This is a genomic window from Salipaludibacillus sp. CUR1, assembly GCF_021028955.1.
Taxonomy (GTDB): Bacteria; Bacillota; Bacilli; order Bacillales; family Salisediminibacteriaceae; genus Salipaludibacillus.
Genome location: NZ_JAIWPE010000096.1, coordinates 1 through 16,996, shown reverse-complemented (window position 1 = coordinate 16,996; position 16,996 = coordinate 1). Strand labels below are relative to the sequence as shown.

Here is a 16,996-nt window from a genome sequence, read left to right as displayed (position 1 = left end):
ATGTCTGTCATTCAAGTGAAAATTGAGCGCGATAACTGCGAAATGTCATTCTTTGAAGTCGCTTATTCAACGGATATGACGGTTTTAAATATTATAGAGGAAATCTACCGGCATCATGATCCCGCTATTGCCTACCGTTTTTCATGCCGGACGGGGTTATGTGCGACGTGTATGATGATGATTAACGGAAAACCCGGGTTAAGCTGCATGGCAAGGGCCAAGCCAGGTGAAGAGGGCTATTTAACGCTCGCCCCTTTGCCGAAGGGCCATACGATCAGAGATTTGGTGAAAGAGGTGTGAAGTTCAAGCGTCTTTTATTCCAAAAAAATGTCTCTTGCTTCGCGTAAGCAAGGAGGCTTTTTTTGTTTTAGATATTTCAGGGGGGGATTTGGCCGTTCGCTCGACTGCCAGGTTACTTACGCATAACTAAGGGTACGGGGTAACAGAGAGAAAAAAAGATGTAAGTAAGGGGGGAGCCCGGTGACACCCGGTGCATTTATAACAGGACTGCTTTTTATAATTATCCATTTAATGACGAATAAAATTCTCCCTCGCTCACGAATGAAAAGGAATAAATGGCTCTCCTTTTCTGCCGGTGTGGCTGCTTCTTACGTGTTTATGTATATTTTGCCCGCTCTGCACGAAGAACAGGCTGATTTTGGAGAAGAAGCGCTCACCATGGAATCCGAACTTTACGTTTTCGGGCTAATTGGCATGCTCATTTTTTTCGCTATTCAAAATGCAGCCAGTTATTACCGGAGGACGGAAGAAGGAAAAAAGGAAGGGACATTTTTCTGGGTTCAGCTTTCTTTTTTCAGTATTTACAATATGCTGGTCGCCTATATTGTTATATCTTCTGAAGTGGAAGGCGTCCAGGCCGCTTTTTACTCGGTAGCTATAGGGATGCACTTTGTGGCGGTGGCCCACGATTTATGGTTAAAAGATAATAAGCGGTACAACAGATACGGCCGGTTTGTCCTTGTTTTAGGAATTATTGCAGGATGGCTTTTCGGCATGTTTTTGCAATTGACGCCATTGGCGTTATCGATCGTTTTCGCATTTATTTCGGGAGCGATGATTTTAAATGTGATGAGGTTTGAAGTGCCGCTCGCCAAAAATACGCATTTTCCATCTTTCGCGTTCGGCTCTGTGAGTTACTCTATCGTTGTGCTGTTATTAAAATTTTTACTGGAATGGTAGATTTTCAGTTTCATTTACAGAACCTTTACTAACTGATTGGAGATAAGAAAAAGGGTCATTTACATGCCAGGTTTGCGAGCCTTAGAGGAAAGCTTATATAACTTTATTAATTTAGCAAAAAAAGGAGTGGAAGGGCTGGAAACCGGGTAAAGAAAAATGTCGAAGACTCTTGCTTGCTAGTCATGACAACACTGATTTCCACTAAATACTTAGATATGCTAAACAATAATAGGCTGCAGGAGGTAATTATGAGTTCGAATCAAGATAGTCACCGCCAGACGTACGATGAAGACCATGAGAGTGGGCGTGGCAAACAAACGAAAGTAGTGGGGCTTGTTCCGGCACCTGAGCTGCCTGAAGAAATCGTCCATAAAGTGGGTGATGACCTCCCTGACCTGCTGTCCCGTTTCGTAGATGACCGTGTCCATTGGAAAATCGATTCAGTGACCGACCCTTTGACCGGGGTGGCGGGGGAATCGAAACAAATTTTGGAAAAGACTGAAGAAAGTAAAACACAGCAAGGCTGGGATTTCGCGATTTGTGTAACTGACCTACCTATCTTTCAGGACAGGCTGCTGGTTGTAGCCGATGTTAACGTAAAAAGTAATATGGCGGTAATATCACTTCCATCACTCGGTTCTACACCTATGAAAAAAAGGGTCCGTGAAGCGATTATACAGATGGTTGATGAAATGTATCACGGGAGTTCTGATGAAGCCCGGGAGCGGCAGGAAAGAAAAACGGAAGAGACGAGCAAGGACGATGATGAGGTTAATAAGAAAGGATCGCGCCAGTTAATGAGCCGGCGCCTGACCGAGCTTCTTTCTCCTATTAAAAGAGTCACCTTCTCTGATGATTCGGATGAGGAAATAGATGTGCGATACCTTGTCAATTCAAAAGTGAGCGGAAGTATCAGGTTAATTTCCGGCATGGTGCTTGCTAACCGGCCGTGGACGATTTTTCCTTCTTTTAAAAGTGTACTGGCCGTCGCTTTCGCCACAGGGGCCTATGCTCTTATTTTTCCGACTCTTTGGATGCTGAGTGATGAGTATGTGATATGGCGATTTCTCGCGGTCATGGTAACGTCTATTCTTGCTATGGTGACCTGGGTGATCCTCGCCCATGATTTATGGGAATCTCCTCATAAAGCAAATTCTAAATTTATTGTCAGGCGATATAATATTGCGACCTTTTTTACGCTGTTTGTTGGTGTCATCTTTTATTATGTCAGTTTATTCGTGATGTTTTTAGCAGCCGTCTCTCTGTTAATTCCACCTTCTTTAATGGAAGAGGAATTAATTACTTCAGTGAACTTCGGCAACTATGTTTTACTGGCATGGCTGGGTGCTTCTTTTGCAACAATTATAGGGGCACTTGGTGCGGGGCTGGAAAGTGAAGAAACCGTATTAAATACCACCTACGGCTACCGCCAGCAGAAAAGAAAAGAAGAAGCCAGGGAACGTGAAGAACGTGAAAAAGAAGAAAAGGAATATGAAAAGACCAGATGATACTGGCGGGGCCCCAGTCTCTGGGAAAACTTGACCACAACTAATTATTCAACTTGCAATATTGTCTTAATAGTACAGAAAACATTTTTAAATAGCTGGTTTTTAAAATTAAGATTCTCAATTAAATTGTTGAGGATCTTTTTTTAGGTTTGCAGACTTCATATGGGAGCAGAATTTATGACAATTTTTTCAAATTTTATGTGATATATTGGTGGGGAATTAATTAGTAAGGATGATATTTTTGTTAAAATTATGGCTTCCAGCAGCGTGTGCAGTGATTTTATCCCTTTCTGCCTGTAATAATGTCAACCAGCTTACTATTTCTGAAGAGGAAACAGAGAATCAAAGAAATATGGGAGAAGAGATTGAGAAAGAAGAAAAAGAACTTAGCGGAAACAATTCCAGCGAAGATAAAGCAGAGCGTGTACCCACGGGACAAAGTGATAAGTATGAACCAATTGTGGTCGAAAACTATTTCCAAGACCATATTGAATTTGAGTTAGAAAAAGATAATGTGTTTGCAGAACCAGATCAGGTAATGTTTCCTGAAAATTATACTGATTTAGAAGGCGTACTAACATTCAGGGGAGGGCACTGGCGTGATCGTCCTTCTTTTGGAAGCATCAGTTCCTCCTCAAAGATGGTCCTTGAAGAGCAATGGAGCTTTACTACCGGACATAATGAAGATTGGGGAGGAGGAGCAGGCTGGACTGGCCAGCCTGCAATTATTAAATGGGACGAAGAGATAAGAAAGGTAATGAATATAAAAGAAGAATTCAAAGAGAAGGAAAACTTCGTTGAAATAATCCAAGGCTCTCTTGATGGGAATATTTATTTCTTTGATCTTGAATCAGGCAAGCAGTCAAGAGAACCGATCAGAGTTCAGAATCCCATTAAAGGCAGTGTATCTGTGGACAGCAGAGGATACCCGCTTTTATACCAAGGGGACGGCGTCCCCCGGTCTGATGATAAAAAAGGAGAGGATAATTTCGGCTTTAATATCTTCAGCCTTCTGGATGGTGAACTGCTCCACCATATTGATGGAAGAGATGAGTATGCTTACCGTGAATGGGGAGCTTTTGATGGTTCAGCATTAATTAACAGAGAAACCGATACGCTCATAACTGGCGGGGAAAACGGAATTTTTTACAACATTAAATTAAATACAGTCTTTGACAAAGTTGAAGGGAGTATTTCGGTATCCCCAGAGGAGCAAAAAATGCGGTATGAAATTGAAGGGAACGACTACCAGGGTATTGAAAATTCTGTAGCTGTGTACAAAAATATTGCGTATTTTGCGGATAACGGAGGATCGATTCTGGCGGTTAACCTTGCAGATAATAAACCTATATGGGCGCTTCCTCCCTTAGATGATACAGACTCTACCATCGTTTTGGAAATAATTGATGATGTGCCGTTTCTCTACACAGGAACAGAAGTGGATATACAAGGTGAAAACGGAGATGCGTACCTTCGTAAAATTAACGGAATTACAGGAGAAGTGGTATGGCAAAAAAGTCATTTTGCTTATTATTATCCTGGAGTGGTAGGCGGAGTGTTAGCTACTCCGGTGCTGGGGAAGGAAAGTATGGATGGGCTGATTATCTACACAGTTGCACGTCATCAGGGGTTATACGAGGGAATTATGGTTGCTCTTGACAGTGAAACGGGGGAAGAAGTATGGAGATGGGAGATGGACGATTATGCCTGGAGCTCGCCTGTAGACGTTTATAATGAGAACGGGGATGGCTTCCTCATTCAGGCAGACTTTGGAGGCAATCTTCACATTCTTAATGGTTTAACAGGAGAAGTACTGGATTCAAAAAACTTTGGCCGTAATATCGAAGCTTCGCCAGCTGTTTATAATGATAGGATAGTGTTTGCAAGCAGAAGCGGGAAGATCCATCAAGTGAAAATTAAGTAGCAGTCCCTGTCGACGTTCCATAAATAAATACATAAAGAACATCTTTCATAGTGTCAATTTTATCTATCATTTGTACAGTAAATAATACGAATCTTTCCCTGGCCAGTTTTCAAAAAATAAAATAATATAGTTAAGAGGTGATTAAATGAAAAAGGGAAAAGAAGAAATTATCGAGCACCACTTAAAAGCGATCGGTTTTGTCTCCTCATTGAGCCAATTAAGTGAAAAAGAGTGGCGCACGCCCATTGCCGAAGACAAATGGACTATTGCTGAAATAATAGGACACTTTAAGCCTTGGGACGAGTTTGTCATGATTAACCGTTTGCCATACCTTTTTTCCGAAGATAAGCTTCCGAAAGGACCTGGCAGCAATGAAACAAACAGCCGGTCAGCAGCTCTCAGCAGACAAGAGCCTCAGCAAACCACTATCGAAAAGTTTATCTCGACTCGCAAAGATTTTTTAAATGCAGTAAAAGAACTGCCGGACCGCTTATGGGACCAGCCATTTTCAATTGGTCAGACGACCCTTACGCTATATGACTACTTACACGGATTGGCTGAGCATGACCGGCACCACTTTGCTCAGATCACTGAAACGATTCCCTCTCTTAAAGAATAAAGGGAGGGGAGCGCTTGAACTATTGTAAATAGATTAAAGCTCTCATTTAAGACCGGCCGCCAGCCTGTGAGCTACAGTGACACCAGAAGCTTCCGGCTGATGCACGAAAACCCACCGCTTGACTCATGGAAGATTTTGCTTTAGCGTAAAAGTCAGTAAACTAACTTTTAGTAAGGGGGATTCCATGAGTAAAAGCGCCAGCCTGAAAAATTATTTTTTGTCTCACCGGAAAGTGACGAACGAATTGATTGATAAGATTGAGCCTGAGCATTTCGATTATAAACCGGCCCCGACATCGATGTCCGCAAAAGAGCTTGTCATTCATATGCTGACGACGTTTCATATGTTTGCCGCATCAGCTGCAAAGCAGGCTCCGGAACCTATTCATGAGAAAAGTGAAGAAGATGATTTAAGCAAACTGGCAGATAAATATACGGATGAAGCAGTCAAACTAATTGAGTCGTTATCTGAAGACAGTTTGAATGACATGATCGATCTGACCGACATAATTGGCTCAAGCTTGCCGGCTGAAAAAGTGCTGGAAATCGCAGTTGTGCATGAAATCCATCATAAAGGGAATTTGTTTGTTTATGTCCGTGAAATGGGGCATACAGACCTGCCATTATTTATAAAAACTTAAGGTAATTATATCGATTTAACTTAATTAAAAGAAGCTGGTACAAAAATAAAGACAAGTTTGTAATTGATCAAACATTTTATAAGGTGGGTCACTTTTAGTTTTACCAATTTTTAAATACCCTCAGCTTTTTTGATTGAAGGACAGAAGGCGGCGACGCCACAGGGATTAAGCGCAGTCTGAAGATCCAATTCAACGAAGCTCCAGGCTGAGTTGAATTTAGCTGAAGACAAGCCCCTTGGCAAGCCACCGCCTGGCGGACTGAAATCACTCCTTTTCTCAAAAAGAACAGCCGAACAAAATTTGAAAATTTTGTTCGGCTTTCTTTATGATTACTATTCTTTTAACTTTTGCAGTTAGCTGCCGGTAACTAAACAGCCTCCTCACTTTAAAAGGACCTCATCGTATTATTTCAGTCTCGTAAATCTTTTAAGGAGCTTTCTCCGGCAGCATTTTCTTTCTTTATGACTGAAAATGAACCATTTGTTTCAAGGACAACTGCTTCTACCTCGTCCATTGAAAGAATCCCTTCTGATCTGACAGCCTGCCTCACTTCGTCTGTTTTGAGCCGTTCCTTTTTTAACGTTGTGTCCATGTACTTTCCTTCGTAAAAAAGCAATTGCGGTTCCCCTTTGATTAGAGAAGTAAACGCTTTTGAACGCACTTCAAACCATGTTACCAGAAATTGCAGTAATATGAGGAGTGCAAGCGCGGCTGCGCCTTCCGCAAAGGCCACATCAGGAGATAATATAATGGTGGCTACCGTAGAACCAAGGGCTACCGTGATAACCAGATCGAACATATTCATGGTGGAAAGTGTCCGTTTTCCTGAGATTCTTAACATAATAATAACAGCAGGGTAAACCATTACACCTATGAGTATAACCCTGATCACTCCGCTCCAATCATCAAACATCATAGCTCGTTGCCTCCTTAAATCAGTACCTATAAGTTTTCTTTCCACAAATTGAAGGGGTGAAAACTGTTAAAGGAAACAAAACTATTTTAATCCTCCAGCGGCTAATGGTCCGTAAAAATTCATATTAGAAAGCATGTCTGCCATTTCTTCTGGAGATTCTTTCAAACCGCCTTCAAACCAATGCTGTACGACACCTAAATGAGCAGATACCACATATGCAATTAAATAATCTGATGGAATAGGCAGTTTTTCCTTAGAGAGATCGGTTAATCTCATTTTAATCTGGGTTGCGATTAAGTTCTTCAGCTTATTTTGGAACCCGGGGTCACCTTTAGGCCCTAACACCGCTTTAACAAAAACTGAGTGTTCTTTTAAATAAGAAAAGTATTTTTCAGCAGCCGGATGAGGCTCGCGCCGGCTGTCCCACTTTTTCATATTAACCGTATCAAGCTCCTTCGCAATACGTTTAATACCTTCCAGAAGGTCGTCCTCGCTTTGCTCAAGCAAATCGTATTTATCCTGGTAATGCAAGTAAAATGTCCCGCGGTTAATATCTGCATGGTCTGTTACATCTTTTACAGTCACTCGGTCTAACCCTTTCTGGTCAATCAATTTTGCGAATGTATCACGTATTTTTGTTTTTGTCCGTAACACTCTGCGGTCTTTTTTCATTTCCATTTTTAATAACCTCCTGTTTCGGATTTTCTCAACACTTTCATACAGTCTGTTCAGTAATCAACATGCCTTAACATATTGTTTATTGAAATCGAAGGGAGCTTTATTATAATTAATAACAGGAAGATAATCAACAGGGTGTTGATTAATCTGACAAGGAGGTGATTTTTAGTGGAAAATAAACAACCAGCGTCATTGGTTTCACATCTCATATCAATCTTACTTTTGCCTTTTAATGTAACGGTCGTTATTCCTTCACTAGTATTGTTTTTCTTTAACAATACTTTGGGCTGGGGATTAATCAGTCCTGTCTTTTTTCTAGTATTTTCAGCTGGTTTCCTGGTACTGATTGCCGGAATTTTACTGGTTATAGTTACTGTCTTTCAGTTTGCCAAAAAGGGAAATGGAACATTGGCACCCTGGAACCCTCCCAATAAACTGGTAGTCAGCGGACCTTATCAATATTCTCGTAACCCGATGATAAGCGGAGTCGTCTTAATTTTACTCGGTGAAGTGCTCATTTTTGGTTCATGGCCGCTAGTTTTATGGTTTGTATCTTTCACCGTGGTCAATTATTCTTATTTCATTTTTGGAGAAGAACCTCATCTCCATAAAAAATTTGGTGAGGACTATGCTGAATACAAAAGAAATGTACCGAGAATGGTGCCGAGACGAACGCCATGGAATCCTGAAGAAAAGTGATCAGTTAAATAAAAGAAAAATAAGGACTTTGAAGAAGAACTGGATTTTATGGAACAGGAGGTTTGAGATGAAGGAAGTCAGAAAAAAATTAAGGAAAGCAAAACACTTGCAGGGCCTCTTCCAACGTTTAATATTACAGAAGCACCGGTAGATCCTCATGACCTTTTCATAGAATGGTTTGATTCAGCACTTAACCGGGGCGTAAATGAACCTCATACCATGACGCTTTCCACAATAGATGCTAACGGCTTTCCGGATGCGCGAGTACTTATCTTAAAGGATATTGACGAAGAGGGCTGGTACTTCGCCTCAAGTTCCAATAGCAATAAGGGTGAACATCTTGAGATTAACCCTCATGTTGCCTTAACTTTTTATTGGTCATTAGTTGGCAGGCAGGTGAGAATACGGGGAAAAGCATGTGATATGGGCAAAAATTTAAGTGCTGGAGACTTTTTAGACAGAGGAAAGGTACCACGGGCCATTGCTTTAATAGGCAAACAAAGTTCAATTTTAGAAGACTTGCATGAAGTTGACGAGGCTGTAGAAAAACAGCTTAATAGAATAGATGAGCACCCTGATTTAGTCTTTCCGCCCTGGACGTTATACAGAGCAGCAGCAAAAGAAGTGGAATTTTGGCAAGCACAGGAAGACAGGAAACATATTAGATTAAAGTATAAATTAGAAGGCGGTAAATGGATAAAAAGTTTGTTGTGGCCTTAAAATTAATGCTATTACGGGTTGAAACTCACTGCTGATTAAGGGTATTTAAAACTTTATTTGACTTCCAATTTGGAAAATTACTATGAAAAAATACGTGTGAATAAATGGTTAGCCTACGGAGTTAGCGGCGGTCTTAAAAAATTATATGAAAAATCTGTAAGCCAGACGGAATAAAGAGCTTCCGGTTTTGGCTAACGACGATCTGGAAGGAGCAGGTCGTTTTTTTGTTTAGTGGAAAATAATGTTAGACTGTAGGCTGAGACTGAAAACACTTAAAAAGAAAGAGACATGTCAAATATTGAGCAGGTCAACAGCTGTACAGAAAAGGGGGCGGATCATTCAATAGTAATCTTTTGCCAAGCTTTTGTAAAAAAGTATATTAAGACTTTCCTGAAACTTTGACTGACCTGTCCCGTAAAAACTTATATGAGAGAATGGTAGGCAGGCTATCTAGACCATTCGGAAAATGAGAAAAAGCAAGTATGACTAAAAAGGCGGGGAATATATGAAACAGTTACTAAGATTAGTTAGTTTATTATCTTTTTCAGTGGTACTATCAGGCTGTCAGCTTACAGGAAACACAGGGGAGCTGACCTGGGGAGAAACAGCCGCTACGGAAAACCTTGAAATCACCCCTGAAAATATCCAAATAGGCACTGAAGAAAATCAGATAGATAAAAATGAGGGGCTGCCGCAGGTAACATCGACAGGCCAAGTGGCTTTAATAGAGTTAAATATAGAAAACACAGGGGGGAGCCCGGTAGAAATAGACCGGGATTTTTATTACCATTCATTTGGTATTTTACATAATGAAGAGTCCACGCCTGGCGAATTTTATATTAGCAGAATGGATTTAGAAGCCTTTCCATTTGACGTTTATACAGGAGGTCTTGAAGAAGGAGAATCTGTTGATACTCAGCTGATTATAGTGACTGGTAGAGGAAAGGTGCAGAACTTGTTATTTGATTCGGACGGCGATCTTGAAGATAATTATGAGTTCAGCTGGGAAATAGCACACTGAATGAAGAAAAGCGAATAAGAAGGAGGCTGCTATGGTTAATGTTGTTTCACTGGTTGTCTTGTCAGCGCTCCTTGTCCAATTTTTTCTGACAAGATGGCTCGTTCCGGCAAACGAAAAGAAACTGAAGGACACAAAAGGCAGATATTATTCTTACGGAAGCATGGCTTTTTTTATACTTATTATTCTGGTGCTTGTGTTTGGAACGGAACTTCCCGTTACTGAAAACCTGCCAGCTTTTGCACTCCCGGTCTTTACACTGGCTTTTCTAAGCCAGGCATTCGCAGAGTGGTATTTCGCGCCTGCCGCTAAGGAATATGTCGTAACAGCCGGTGTTTATGTCTATGTGAGTGCACCGCTCGTATTTTTATTGGTTTTATAATGATTGAAAGCGCCGTGTACATGTCCTGGATGATGGGCGTGAAGCGGACTATTAAACCAGCTGTTAACTGGTTGGTTACTCTCTTAGTTTAGAAAAATAGAGAAAGAAAGCTTAACAGTTCCTTCTCTATTTTAAATCTATAATTGTGTTTTATTTGAATTGATTAATTAAAGCAAGCATATTTGATAAATCTTCAGGTTTAAAAGAGTTTTCACTGTTAAAACCGTCGCCTCCTCCGCCGCCTAAGAAAATTATTAGTATTAAAATTAATACGAGGTTATCGGACGACTTTTTATTAACCGTCACATTTTGTTCCTGGAATTGCGACTGAAACTGGAACTGAAATTGTTGCTGCCACTGGAACTGCTGCTGAAGCTGCTGCTGGATTTGTTCCTGAATTTGAGTTTGGTATTGAAGCTGGCCTTGAATATTATTAAGCTTTTTGTTTATTTTTTTAAATTTTTTATCTCTATTTTTTTTGCGTGCTTTTCTGCAAACATAGTATCTTCTTGTTCTCATAAGTGTCATCTCCTTTCTCTTTAGATATTACATCGTATGCAAAGAGGAAATAGATTGTAGAGGACAAACAGTCTGGTAGAGAAGCCTGTTTTAAAGAAGGTCATCTAAAATTTATGCGTAGAGGTATAACTGCATAAAAAAACGGCTTAGAATGAATGATTTCTAAGCCTGGGTCACTTCTTATACAGGAAAACCGGTATGAGAAAACCTCATAAATTTACTTGTAGGTGGGTGTACTTTCAGCAGCAGACTTTACAGATGGGTTCAGCTTAAACAAGCGTCGAACCCAGGTGGACATTCGCTGAAAAAGGTTCCGCCTGTTATTTTCTCTTGCCTGTGAAGGGGCAGTATCACGGTAATTAAACTCGTCTTGAGAAGCTTCCAGATCTAAAAGCCTCTGGTCCCTAAACAGATTGTCTTCGCTCTCAGGTTCGAACGACGACGTTATGAAATTCTGTGTACCCATGTTAATTCTCCTCCCATTCAAAGATATAATAGTATATGTAAGACAACCAAACATACTTAGGGTATATATATCAGGATAGATGTGGAAATTCAGCATTTTTTACTAGGTGAACGTGGGGAAAATGGGTAAGTCCACTAGGATAGAGGACAATAGCCTTTGAGACAGGAATTTTAAAAAATAAAAAGCAGCGCCGGGTAAACTGGATGTCCAAAAATGTGCTGTACATTTTTGCCAGTGGGCGCTGCTTTAATTTTTGTGCCTTTTAATTATCTTTTCTTACCTGTAAGTGCATTGTAAGAGTTAACAATACCGTGTCCGTAATATTCATCGTAGCCTTTTTTGCCTGTATCAACAGCTGTCTGCTGAAGATGCGTCTGTACCTGCCTTGGGTTTGGCTTGACGCCTGTTCTTTCATATTGCTGGGCAATATAAGCGGCAGCAGCACCGGACACTTGAGGAGCGGCCATAGATGTTCCGCCTTTCCACCCGTAACCCGGGCCAAACAAGGCTTCAGCTTCAGGCCCGCGTCCTGTATCGAAGTTCATATATGTCGGAACCGCACTTAACACAAGATATTTACTGGCAGATTCACCATCTTCAGGTCCGAGGTCACCGCCAGGTGCACCAAGGTTAATAGCTCCGTTACCGTAGTTTGAATAAAAAGCAAGACGGTCCTCTGTGCCGAATCCGCCGCCTGTCGCTGATACGGTGATCACTCCAGGAATCTGGGCAGGAACGAAGACAACAGCGCCTTTAGCTTCCCATCCATCAGTCCGGCTTGAATTTTGCCAATCTGCCACTTTGGACGGGTTACTGAGATCCTGTGCAGAGTTACCGGCAGAAGAAACAACGGTTACACCTTTGTTAATCGCATATCGGATCGCCCGGTTATAAGCGACAATATCAGCTGCGGAATTTCCGCCTCGGATTTTTTCACCTGTATCTGGATCAGTGAAGAACCACTGGCCGCGGAGGCGTGTGCCGCCAAGGCTCATGTTAATGACATCTGCACCATCATCAGCTGCTGAAATAATAGCGTCAGTGATCCACACTTGAGACGCGCCGCCAGTTGCTCCGAATACTCTGTACGATCTGAGAGTAACACCCGGAGCCACACCTTTCATTCGTCCTTCTGCACCAATGGTTCCGGCTACGTGAGTTCCATGGCTGTTAAAATCCCAGGAATCAGTTGTACCTGGAACAAAGGTACGAGAGCCTTCTTCATCAACGAAGTCCGCAAGGTCAGGGTGATTGAAGTCAAATCCGGAATCAATAACCGCGACGACGACATCTTCACGGCCTTCCCGGTCCAAATCATGACTTGCGCCATTATTCGTTACTTGCTCAATATCCCATTGCCAGCCGTCTTCCCAGATATTCTCTACAGGAGCTTCTCCGCCAGCTTCCTGAAGATCACTTTCAACCAGTTCAAAATCAGGCAAGTCAAGCTGTTCCTCAAGAGACGGACCAATACTCAAAACTGCCCGGTGGTTTAATAATGCTTTCATAAATTCACCTGGTGTATCGGAAGTGGCTTCAATTACGCCAACCTCAGGCACTTGATATGTAATCTCGCCCCCGGCGTTCCCCACGATTTCCTCCACATTCTCAGGCAAGTTTTGCGAATTAAATACAACCATAAACAGCGGATTGCCGTCCTCAGTCACTTCAGCTTCACTGGTTGCTAAAACACCCAGGTTAAAGCTGGACATAAAAAGAAGTACCATTAAAGCGCATAAAAAAGTTTTCTTCATCTTATAACCCCTTTTCTTTTTTAGTTGACTGCTTCAATTGATCCTCCTTTCTGTCTGCCTCACAGGCTTTTGACAGCAAATATTTCGTCACACTAAGGAAAAAACCCTCTAAAAATGTGAAAATTATGAAAAATAAGACAAAAGATATGGATTGTAATTTTAGTTTTAAGTACAAAGTTTTGGAAAAAGGTAAAAGGAGATAGGCCATATAGTTAAAAAAGGAGAAGAAAAAGACAGGGGATAGAAGGGTCAGCACTGAGATCTTTTTTAAAAGGTAAATAGAAAAAAAGGGCAAGGTGTCTTTCTTTAGAAGTAAAATGGTTTAATTAAAAAAGCATAAGCAACCCCCTGAGGAAATCCCAGGGGGTGTTGGCTTTTATAAATGACCACCTGACCTTAATTGAACACGCCAAGCTTTTCAATGCGTTCACATGCTTCCTGAATCCGGTCTTCCGGCCGGACGAGACCAATGCGCAAAAACCCTTCGCCATGGGTGCCAAATCCATTGCCTGGTGCGGTTACCACATGAGCTTTTTCGAGGAGAAGGTTCGCAAATTCTTCAGAAGTGAATCCTTCCGGGACGGGCATCCAGGCAAAAAATGTCCCTTTAGGGGACTGGATATCCCGGCAGCCCGCTTTTTTGAGACCGGAAATTAGCGTGTTTCTCCTCCGTTCATAAGTAGCGGCGAGTTTCCTTACTTCGTCCTGCGGTCCCTTAAGCGCCGTAGCGGCAGCCTCCTGCACCGCACCGAACAGGCTGACGTACATATGATCCTGAATCAAATTAATACTTTCAATGACTGAGGCGTTACCGACCGCAAACCCAACACGCCAGCCTGCCATATTATACGTTTTCGATAACGTATAAATTTCTATACCGGTCTCTTTAGCCCCTTCTGACTCGAGAAAACTTCTTGGCTTTTCACCGTCAAATCCAAGTGCGCCGTACGCAAAATCATGGCAGACACAGATGTGGTGTTTTTTAGCCAATGAAACTGTCTCATCAAAAAAATCTTTTGTAGCTGTACCTGCTGTCGGATTATTTGGGTAATTCAGGAACATCAGTTTAGCTTGCTCCAAAACTTTGCTAGTCAGGTCTTTATATGAAGGGAGGAAGTTATTTTCCTGTTTCAGCGGCATGAACGCAGGGTTGGCATCAGCTAAGGCAATGCCTGACATGTAATCCGGGTACCCGGGATCCGGCAGCAACGCTGTGTCCCCGGGATTTAAGAGACATTGACTCAGCTCCACAAGCCCCGTTTTAGCCCCGAATAAAACAGCGACTTCTGACTCCGCCTCAAGATCCACATCATATTCGCGTTTATAAAACTCACACACAGCCTTTTTCAGAAAAGGCTGTCCCCTGAATGGAGAGTATTTGTGATAGTTTCCATTGGAAGCGGCCATCTTCAGCGCATCCACTATATGGGGCGGGGTGGGCAGGTCGGGATTTCCCTGACCGAGGTTAATGACGTCATGCCCCTCGGCTTCAAGCTGCTGCGTCTTTTTCACCAGCTTTGCAAAAAATTGTTCAGGCAATCGTTTTAAAGTCTGTGATTGTTCAAATTGAGTCACTGTATTCACTCTCCGATCCATCGCAATCTGTCCATAATAATAGACATAAGCGGGAAATTTGTAAAGGTAATCTTCAGATGATTTCAAAAGTTCCAACAAAGACGGCCTTATTCAAAAAGGTTTTGCTGATAGAGAGGAGCGATTTTTATGGGAAAGCTCTATTTAACCCACCCAACGGCAACATTTTCGATGATAAAATCCTGTAAATATGTTCTGAAATAACTATGTTCCAAATTCACATTCTAATTTTAAATCATTTAGTCACGCTCCATATTAAGATATTTATTATAAAGTAATTAGCCCGCTTGCAGCATAATAAGAAAAGCGGCAGCCAAGGGGTTCTGTGGAGTAAAGTAAGCATGCTTCTTCTCTTTAAACTAAAAAATTAATGATTAAAATACTAAAGAATATAACTATTAAAGGATTTCTGCAGTGCGTTGCTGCAGATGTAAAAACAGGATAATTATTATAGCTGCTGTCTCTTTTGTGGTCATGCCGTGCCTCCTTTAATAAAAAGTCATATGTTAATAGTACAACCCGGTTACTCTTAAAGGTGAAGATATCTTTTAGCTGCCAGTACTCAAACTGACAGGAAAGGTTTTTCAAGCTTTATAAATACTAATAAGGGGGGTGAATCAATGGCTGTATCAGTAGGTAAATGGACTAAATATAACGTGATGAAAAAGGATCCTTGGCTTGCCCAAGCCGTCCCGCCTACACAATTATTGACTTATAAAACTTTCCAGCTATTTCTTAATCGTTATAGGGAGGTATTCCTAAAGCCAAGTGTAGGAGAAATGGGAGCAGGAGTCGTGCATGTGAGAGCGGGTGGAGGAGGAAAGAGAATTTATGAATTTCATTCAGGTAACAGGAGAGTTATGATTCTGGGTACTAAACGTGCATACAATTATTTTTGCCGATATCTGAAAGTGAAGGGTAAACGGTATATTATACAGCAAAAAGTAAACCTTCTAAAAATTAATAATTGCCCTTTTGATTTTAGAGTGATGGTTCAGCGTAAAAATGTTAATAGTCCATGGTCAGTGACCGCAATTGCGGCAAAAGTAGCTGCAAGACATTATGTAACTACAAATGTCGCTGCTAAAGTTCTTACCTTTGAAGAAGCAATTAGACAATCATCCTTGTATAGTAAGGATTTAAAAGCCCTCGAGAAAGAAGTGAAATCCATTGCACTCAGGACTGCCAGCGTGCTTCAAAAAAAGTATCCGCACCATCGCCGTTTCGGTATTGATATGGGGATAGATTACAGTGGGAAAGTATGGATTATAGAAGCGAACTACAGGGGAAGCAATAATATATTTTTATTTTTAAAAGATAAAGCAATGTATGAAAGGGTCCTGGAATACGACCACGGATAAGACCTTCATACCTTGCATTTGATAGGAATAACAATCTTTTCGTATGCTATCCATGGCAGGTTTTTAAACTAACCGGGGGCTAAATTGATAATAATAGGATTTAATTAATTTCTCTGCCTAATGAAAGACAAAATAAAAAACAAAAACCCTCATTACTCGAGAGTTTCTGTTTTTTCTATTAAAGGACTTTTGAGAAGAAATCCGAGAAAACAGTAAGAATGTAAGGAACTTCGCATTAACAGTTTCTATTTGCTTATGGAGTAATTGCCCATTTTTTTCAGCCGCTCAGCACAAGGTCAATTTTGCTTGTTTATATTTTCCATTGCCTTTAATATTTTATCCTAAGATTTTGGCAAACCTTCGCCAAGGAAGAATCAGATGAAGACAAGCCCCATGGAAAGCCTCTTCCTGAAATAGTCAGTTCCTCAAACCCGCAAAAAAAGCAATGGATCTCTCCATTGCGGGGTGTTCTAATCTTTTATGTGGTGGCTCGCTTTTGGCCAGCTGCTGTTGCTTGGCGAGTTCATTCCAATCTCTTTATTGGCAATATACAGATGGTAGTAAAATTCAAAAGCTCCAAGAATTGCTGTCGCAATAAGGGCTGGGACTGCCAGTGCAGCTCCAGGCAAGCCAAACGCCATGCCGATCAGCCATATAACAAGAAAGGAAAGGACAGCGTCTGATGCGGTGGCAATAATATTGTTTGTTTTAGGAAGTAAGGCCAAATCGCCTGCTATATAAGAGACAGCGCCCAATACGACAGTCATTAACAGAACTATTCCAAAGGAAACCTGATAGCCAAGACCAAGCACCACATACAGTACAGCAAGTGTGGTAACTCCTTTAATTGCAATTGGTTTGCCATGTTCCATTTTTTCTCCTCCCTCTATAAAGTTTAATTTTCTTCTAAATACTAACGGATACTTACAATTTCACAAACACCAGATAAGATTCTCACGCATAAATATGGATATATATTGAAACTGGAATATATTTTTA

Annotated in this window: 18 protein-coding genes; 11 read left to right on the top strand and 7 right to left on the bottom strand. The window is 41.3% G+C overall.

The window, feature by feature from the left end; genetic code table 11:
* The 6 genes from K8O68_RS18790 (at window position 1) to K8O68_RS18765 (ending at window position 5,891) form a co-directional block, all read left to right on the top strand.
* Entirely contained in the window at window positions 1-300 is a 300-nt protein-coding gene (locus K8O68_RS18790) for a 2Fe-2S iron-sulfur cluster-binding protein (RefSeq protein ID WP_230898310.1), read from the top strand.
* 180 nt (window positions 301-480) lie between these two features.
* Window positions 481-1,200 (top strand): hypothetical protein, encoded by a 720-nt coding sequence (locus K8O68_RS18785; RefSeq protein ID WP_230898309.1) that lies wholly within the window; start codon window positions 481-483, stop codon window positions 1,198-1,200.
* 248 nt (window positions 1,201-1,448) lie between these two features.
* Complete coding sequence (locus K8O68_RS18780; protein WP_230898308.1) at window positions 1,449-2,708, top strand: MFS transporter; 1,260 nt, start codon at window positions 1,449-1,451, stop codon at window positions 2,706-2,708.
* Between the two features lie 241 nt (window positions 2,709-2,949).
* Window positions 2,950-4,632, top strand: coding sequence for an outer membrane protein assembly factor BamB family protein (locus K8O68_RS18775; RefSeq protein WP_230898307.1), 1,683 nt, complete (start codon window positions 2,950-2,952; stop codon window positions 4,630-4,632).
* Window positions 4,633-4,777: 145 nt separating this feature from the next.
* Window positions 4,778-5,251: a DinB family protein gene (locus K8O68_RS18770; protein ID WP_230898306.1), complete on the top strand. Its 474-nt coding sequence runs from the start codon at window positions 4,778-4,780 to the stop codon at window positions 5,249-5,251.
* Window positions 5,252-5,435: 184 nt separating this feature from the next.
* Window positions 5,436-5,891, top strand: coding sequence for a DinB family protein (locus tag K8O68_RS18765; protein WP_230898305.1), 456 nt, complete (start codon window positions 5,436-5,438; stop codon window positions 5,889-5,891).
* A 409-nt stretch (window positions 5,892-6,300) separates the two neighbouring features.
* Here the strand turns inward: K8O68_RS18765 and K8O68_RS18760 are convergent, their stop codons facing one another.
* The gene (locus K8O68_RS18760; RefSeq protein WP_230898304.1) at window positions 6,301-6,807 is read right to left on the bottom strand and encodes a DUF421 domain-containing protein; all 507 of its coding nucleotides are present in this window, start codon (window positions 6,805-6,807) and stop codon (window positions 6,301-6,303) included.
* A gap of 81 nt (window positions 6,808-6,888) precedes the next feature.
* Complete coding sequence (locus tag K8O68_RS18755) at window positions 6,889-7,485, bottom strand: TetR/AcrR family transcriptional regulator (protein WP_230898303.1); 597 nt, start codon at window positions 7,483-7,485, stop codon at window positions 6,889-6,891.
* Between the two features lie 168 nt (window positions 7,486-7,653).
* On the opposite strand from K8O68_RS18755, the gene K8O68_RS18750 reads away from it, so the two are divergent.
* The 4 genes from K8O68_RS18750 to K8O68_RS18735 all read left to right on the top strand — a co-directional run bounded on the left by K8O68_RS18750 (window position 7,654) and on the right by K8O68_RS18735 (window position 10,304).
* Window positions 7,654-8,184: a methyltransferase family protein gene (locus K8O68_RS18750; RefSeq protein ID WP_230898302.1), complete on the top strand. Its 531-nt coding sequence runs from the start codon at window positions 7,654-7,656 to the stop codon at window positions 8,182-8,184.
* 87 nt (window positions 8,185-8,271) lie between these two features.
* Window positions 8,272-8,904: a pyridoxine/pyridoxamine 5'-phosphate oxidase gene (locus tag K8O68_RS18745; RefSeq protein WP_370640557.1), complete on the top strand. Its 633-nt coding sequence runs from the start codon at window positions 8,272-8,274 to the stop codon at window positions 8,902-8,904.
* Between the two features lie 505 nt (window positions 8,905-9,409).
* On the top strand, window positions 9,410-9,925 hold the full coding sequence (locus tag K8O68_RS18740) for a hypothetical protein (protein WP_230898301.1): 516 nt from the start codon (window positions 9,410-9,412) through the stop codon (window positions 9,923-9,925).
* 31 nt (window positions 9,926-9,956) lie between these two features.
* Window positions 9,957-10,304, top strand: a complete 348-nt coding sequence (locus tag K8O68_RS18735) for a DUF4181 domain-containing protein (protein ID WP_230898300.1) — start codon at window positions 9,957-9,959, stop codon at window positions 10,302-10,304.
* A 150-nt stretch (window positions 10,305-10,454) separates the two neighbouring features.
* Here the strand turns inward: K8O68_RS18735 and K8O68_RS18730 are convergent, their stop codons facing one another.
* From K8O68_RS18730 to K8O68_RS18715, 4 genes are all read right to left on the bottom strand, one after another.
* A complete protein-coding gene (locus tag K8O68_RS18730; RefSeq protein ID WP_230898299.1) occupies window positions 10,455-10,823 on the bottom strand; it encodes a hypothetical protein in 369 nt (122 codons plus the stop codon).
* Window positions 10,824-11,040: 217 nt separating this feature from the next.
* The gene (locus tag K8O68_RS18725) at window positions 11,041-11,289 is read right to left on the bottom strand and encodes a hypothetical protein (RefSeq protein WP_230898298.1); all 249 of its coding nucleotides are present in this window, start codon (window positions 11,287-11,289) and stop codon (window positions 11,041-11,043) included.
* A 266-nt stretch (window positions 11,290-11,555) separates the two neighbouring features.
* Window positions 11,556-13,043, bottom strand: coding sequence for a S8 family serine peptidase (locus tag K8O68_RS18720; RefSeq protein WP_230898297.1), 1,488 nt, complete (start codon window positions 13,041-13,043; stop codon window positions 11,556-11,558).
* 396 nt (window positions 13,044-13,439) lie between these two features.
* Window positions 13,440-14,618, bottom strand: a complete 1,179-nt coding sequence (locus tag K8O68_RS18715; RefSeq protein ID WP_370640556.1) for a pyridoxal phosphate-dependent aminotransferase — start codon at window positions 14,616-14,618, stop codon at window positions 13,440-13,442.
* A 638-nt stretch (window positions 14,619-15,256) separates the two neighbouring features.
* On the opposite strand from K8O68_RS18715, the gene K8O68_RS18710 reads away from it, so the two are divergent.
* Window positions 15,257-15,997: a YheC/YheD family protein gene (locus K8O68_RS18710; protein ID WP_230898296.1), complete on the top strand. Its 741-nt coding sequence runs from the start codon at window positions 15,257-15,259 to the stop codon at window positions 15,995-15,997.
* Between the two features lie 470 nt (window positions 15,998-16,467).
* On the opposite strand, the gene K8O68_RS18705 is transcribed toward K8O68_RS18710, so the two are convergent.
* The gene (locus K8O68_RS18705) at window positions 16,468-16,869 is read right to left on the bottom strand and encodes a YndM family protein (protein ID WP_230898295.1); all 402 of its coding nucleotides are present in this window, start codon (window positions 16,867-16,869) and stop codon (window positions 16,468-16,470) included.
* Between the last annotated feature and the right edge of the window lie 127 nt (window positions 16,870-16,996).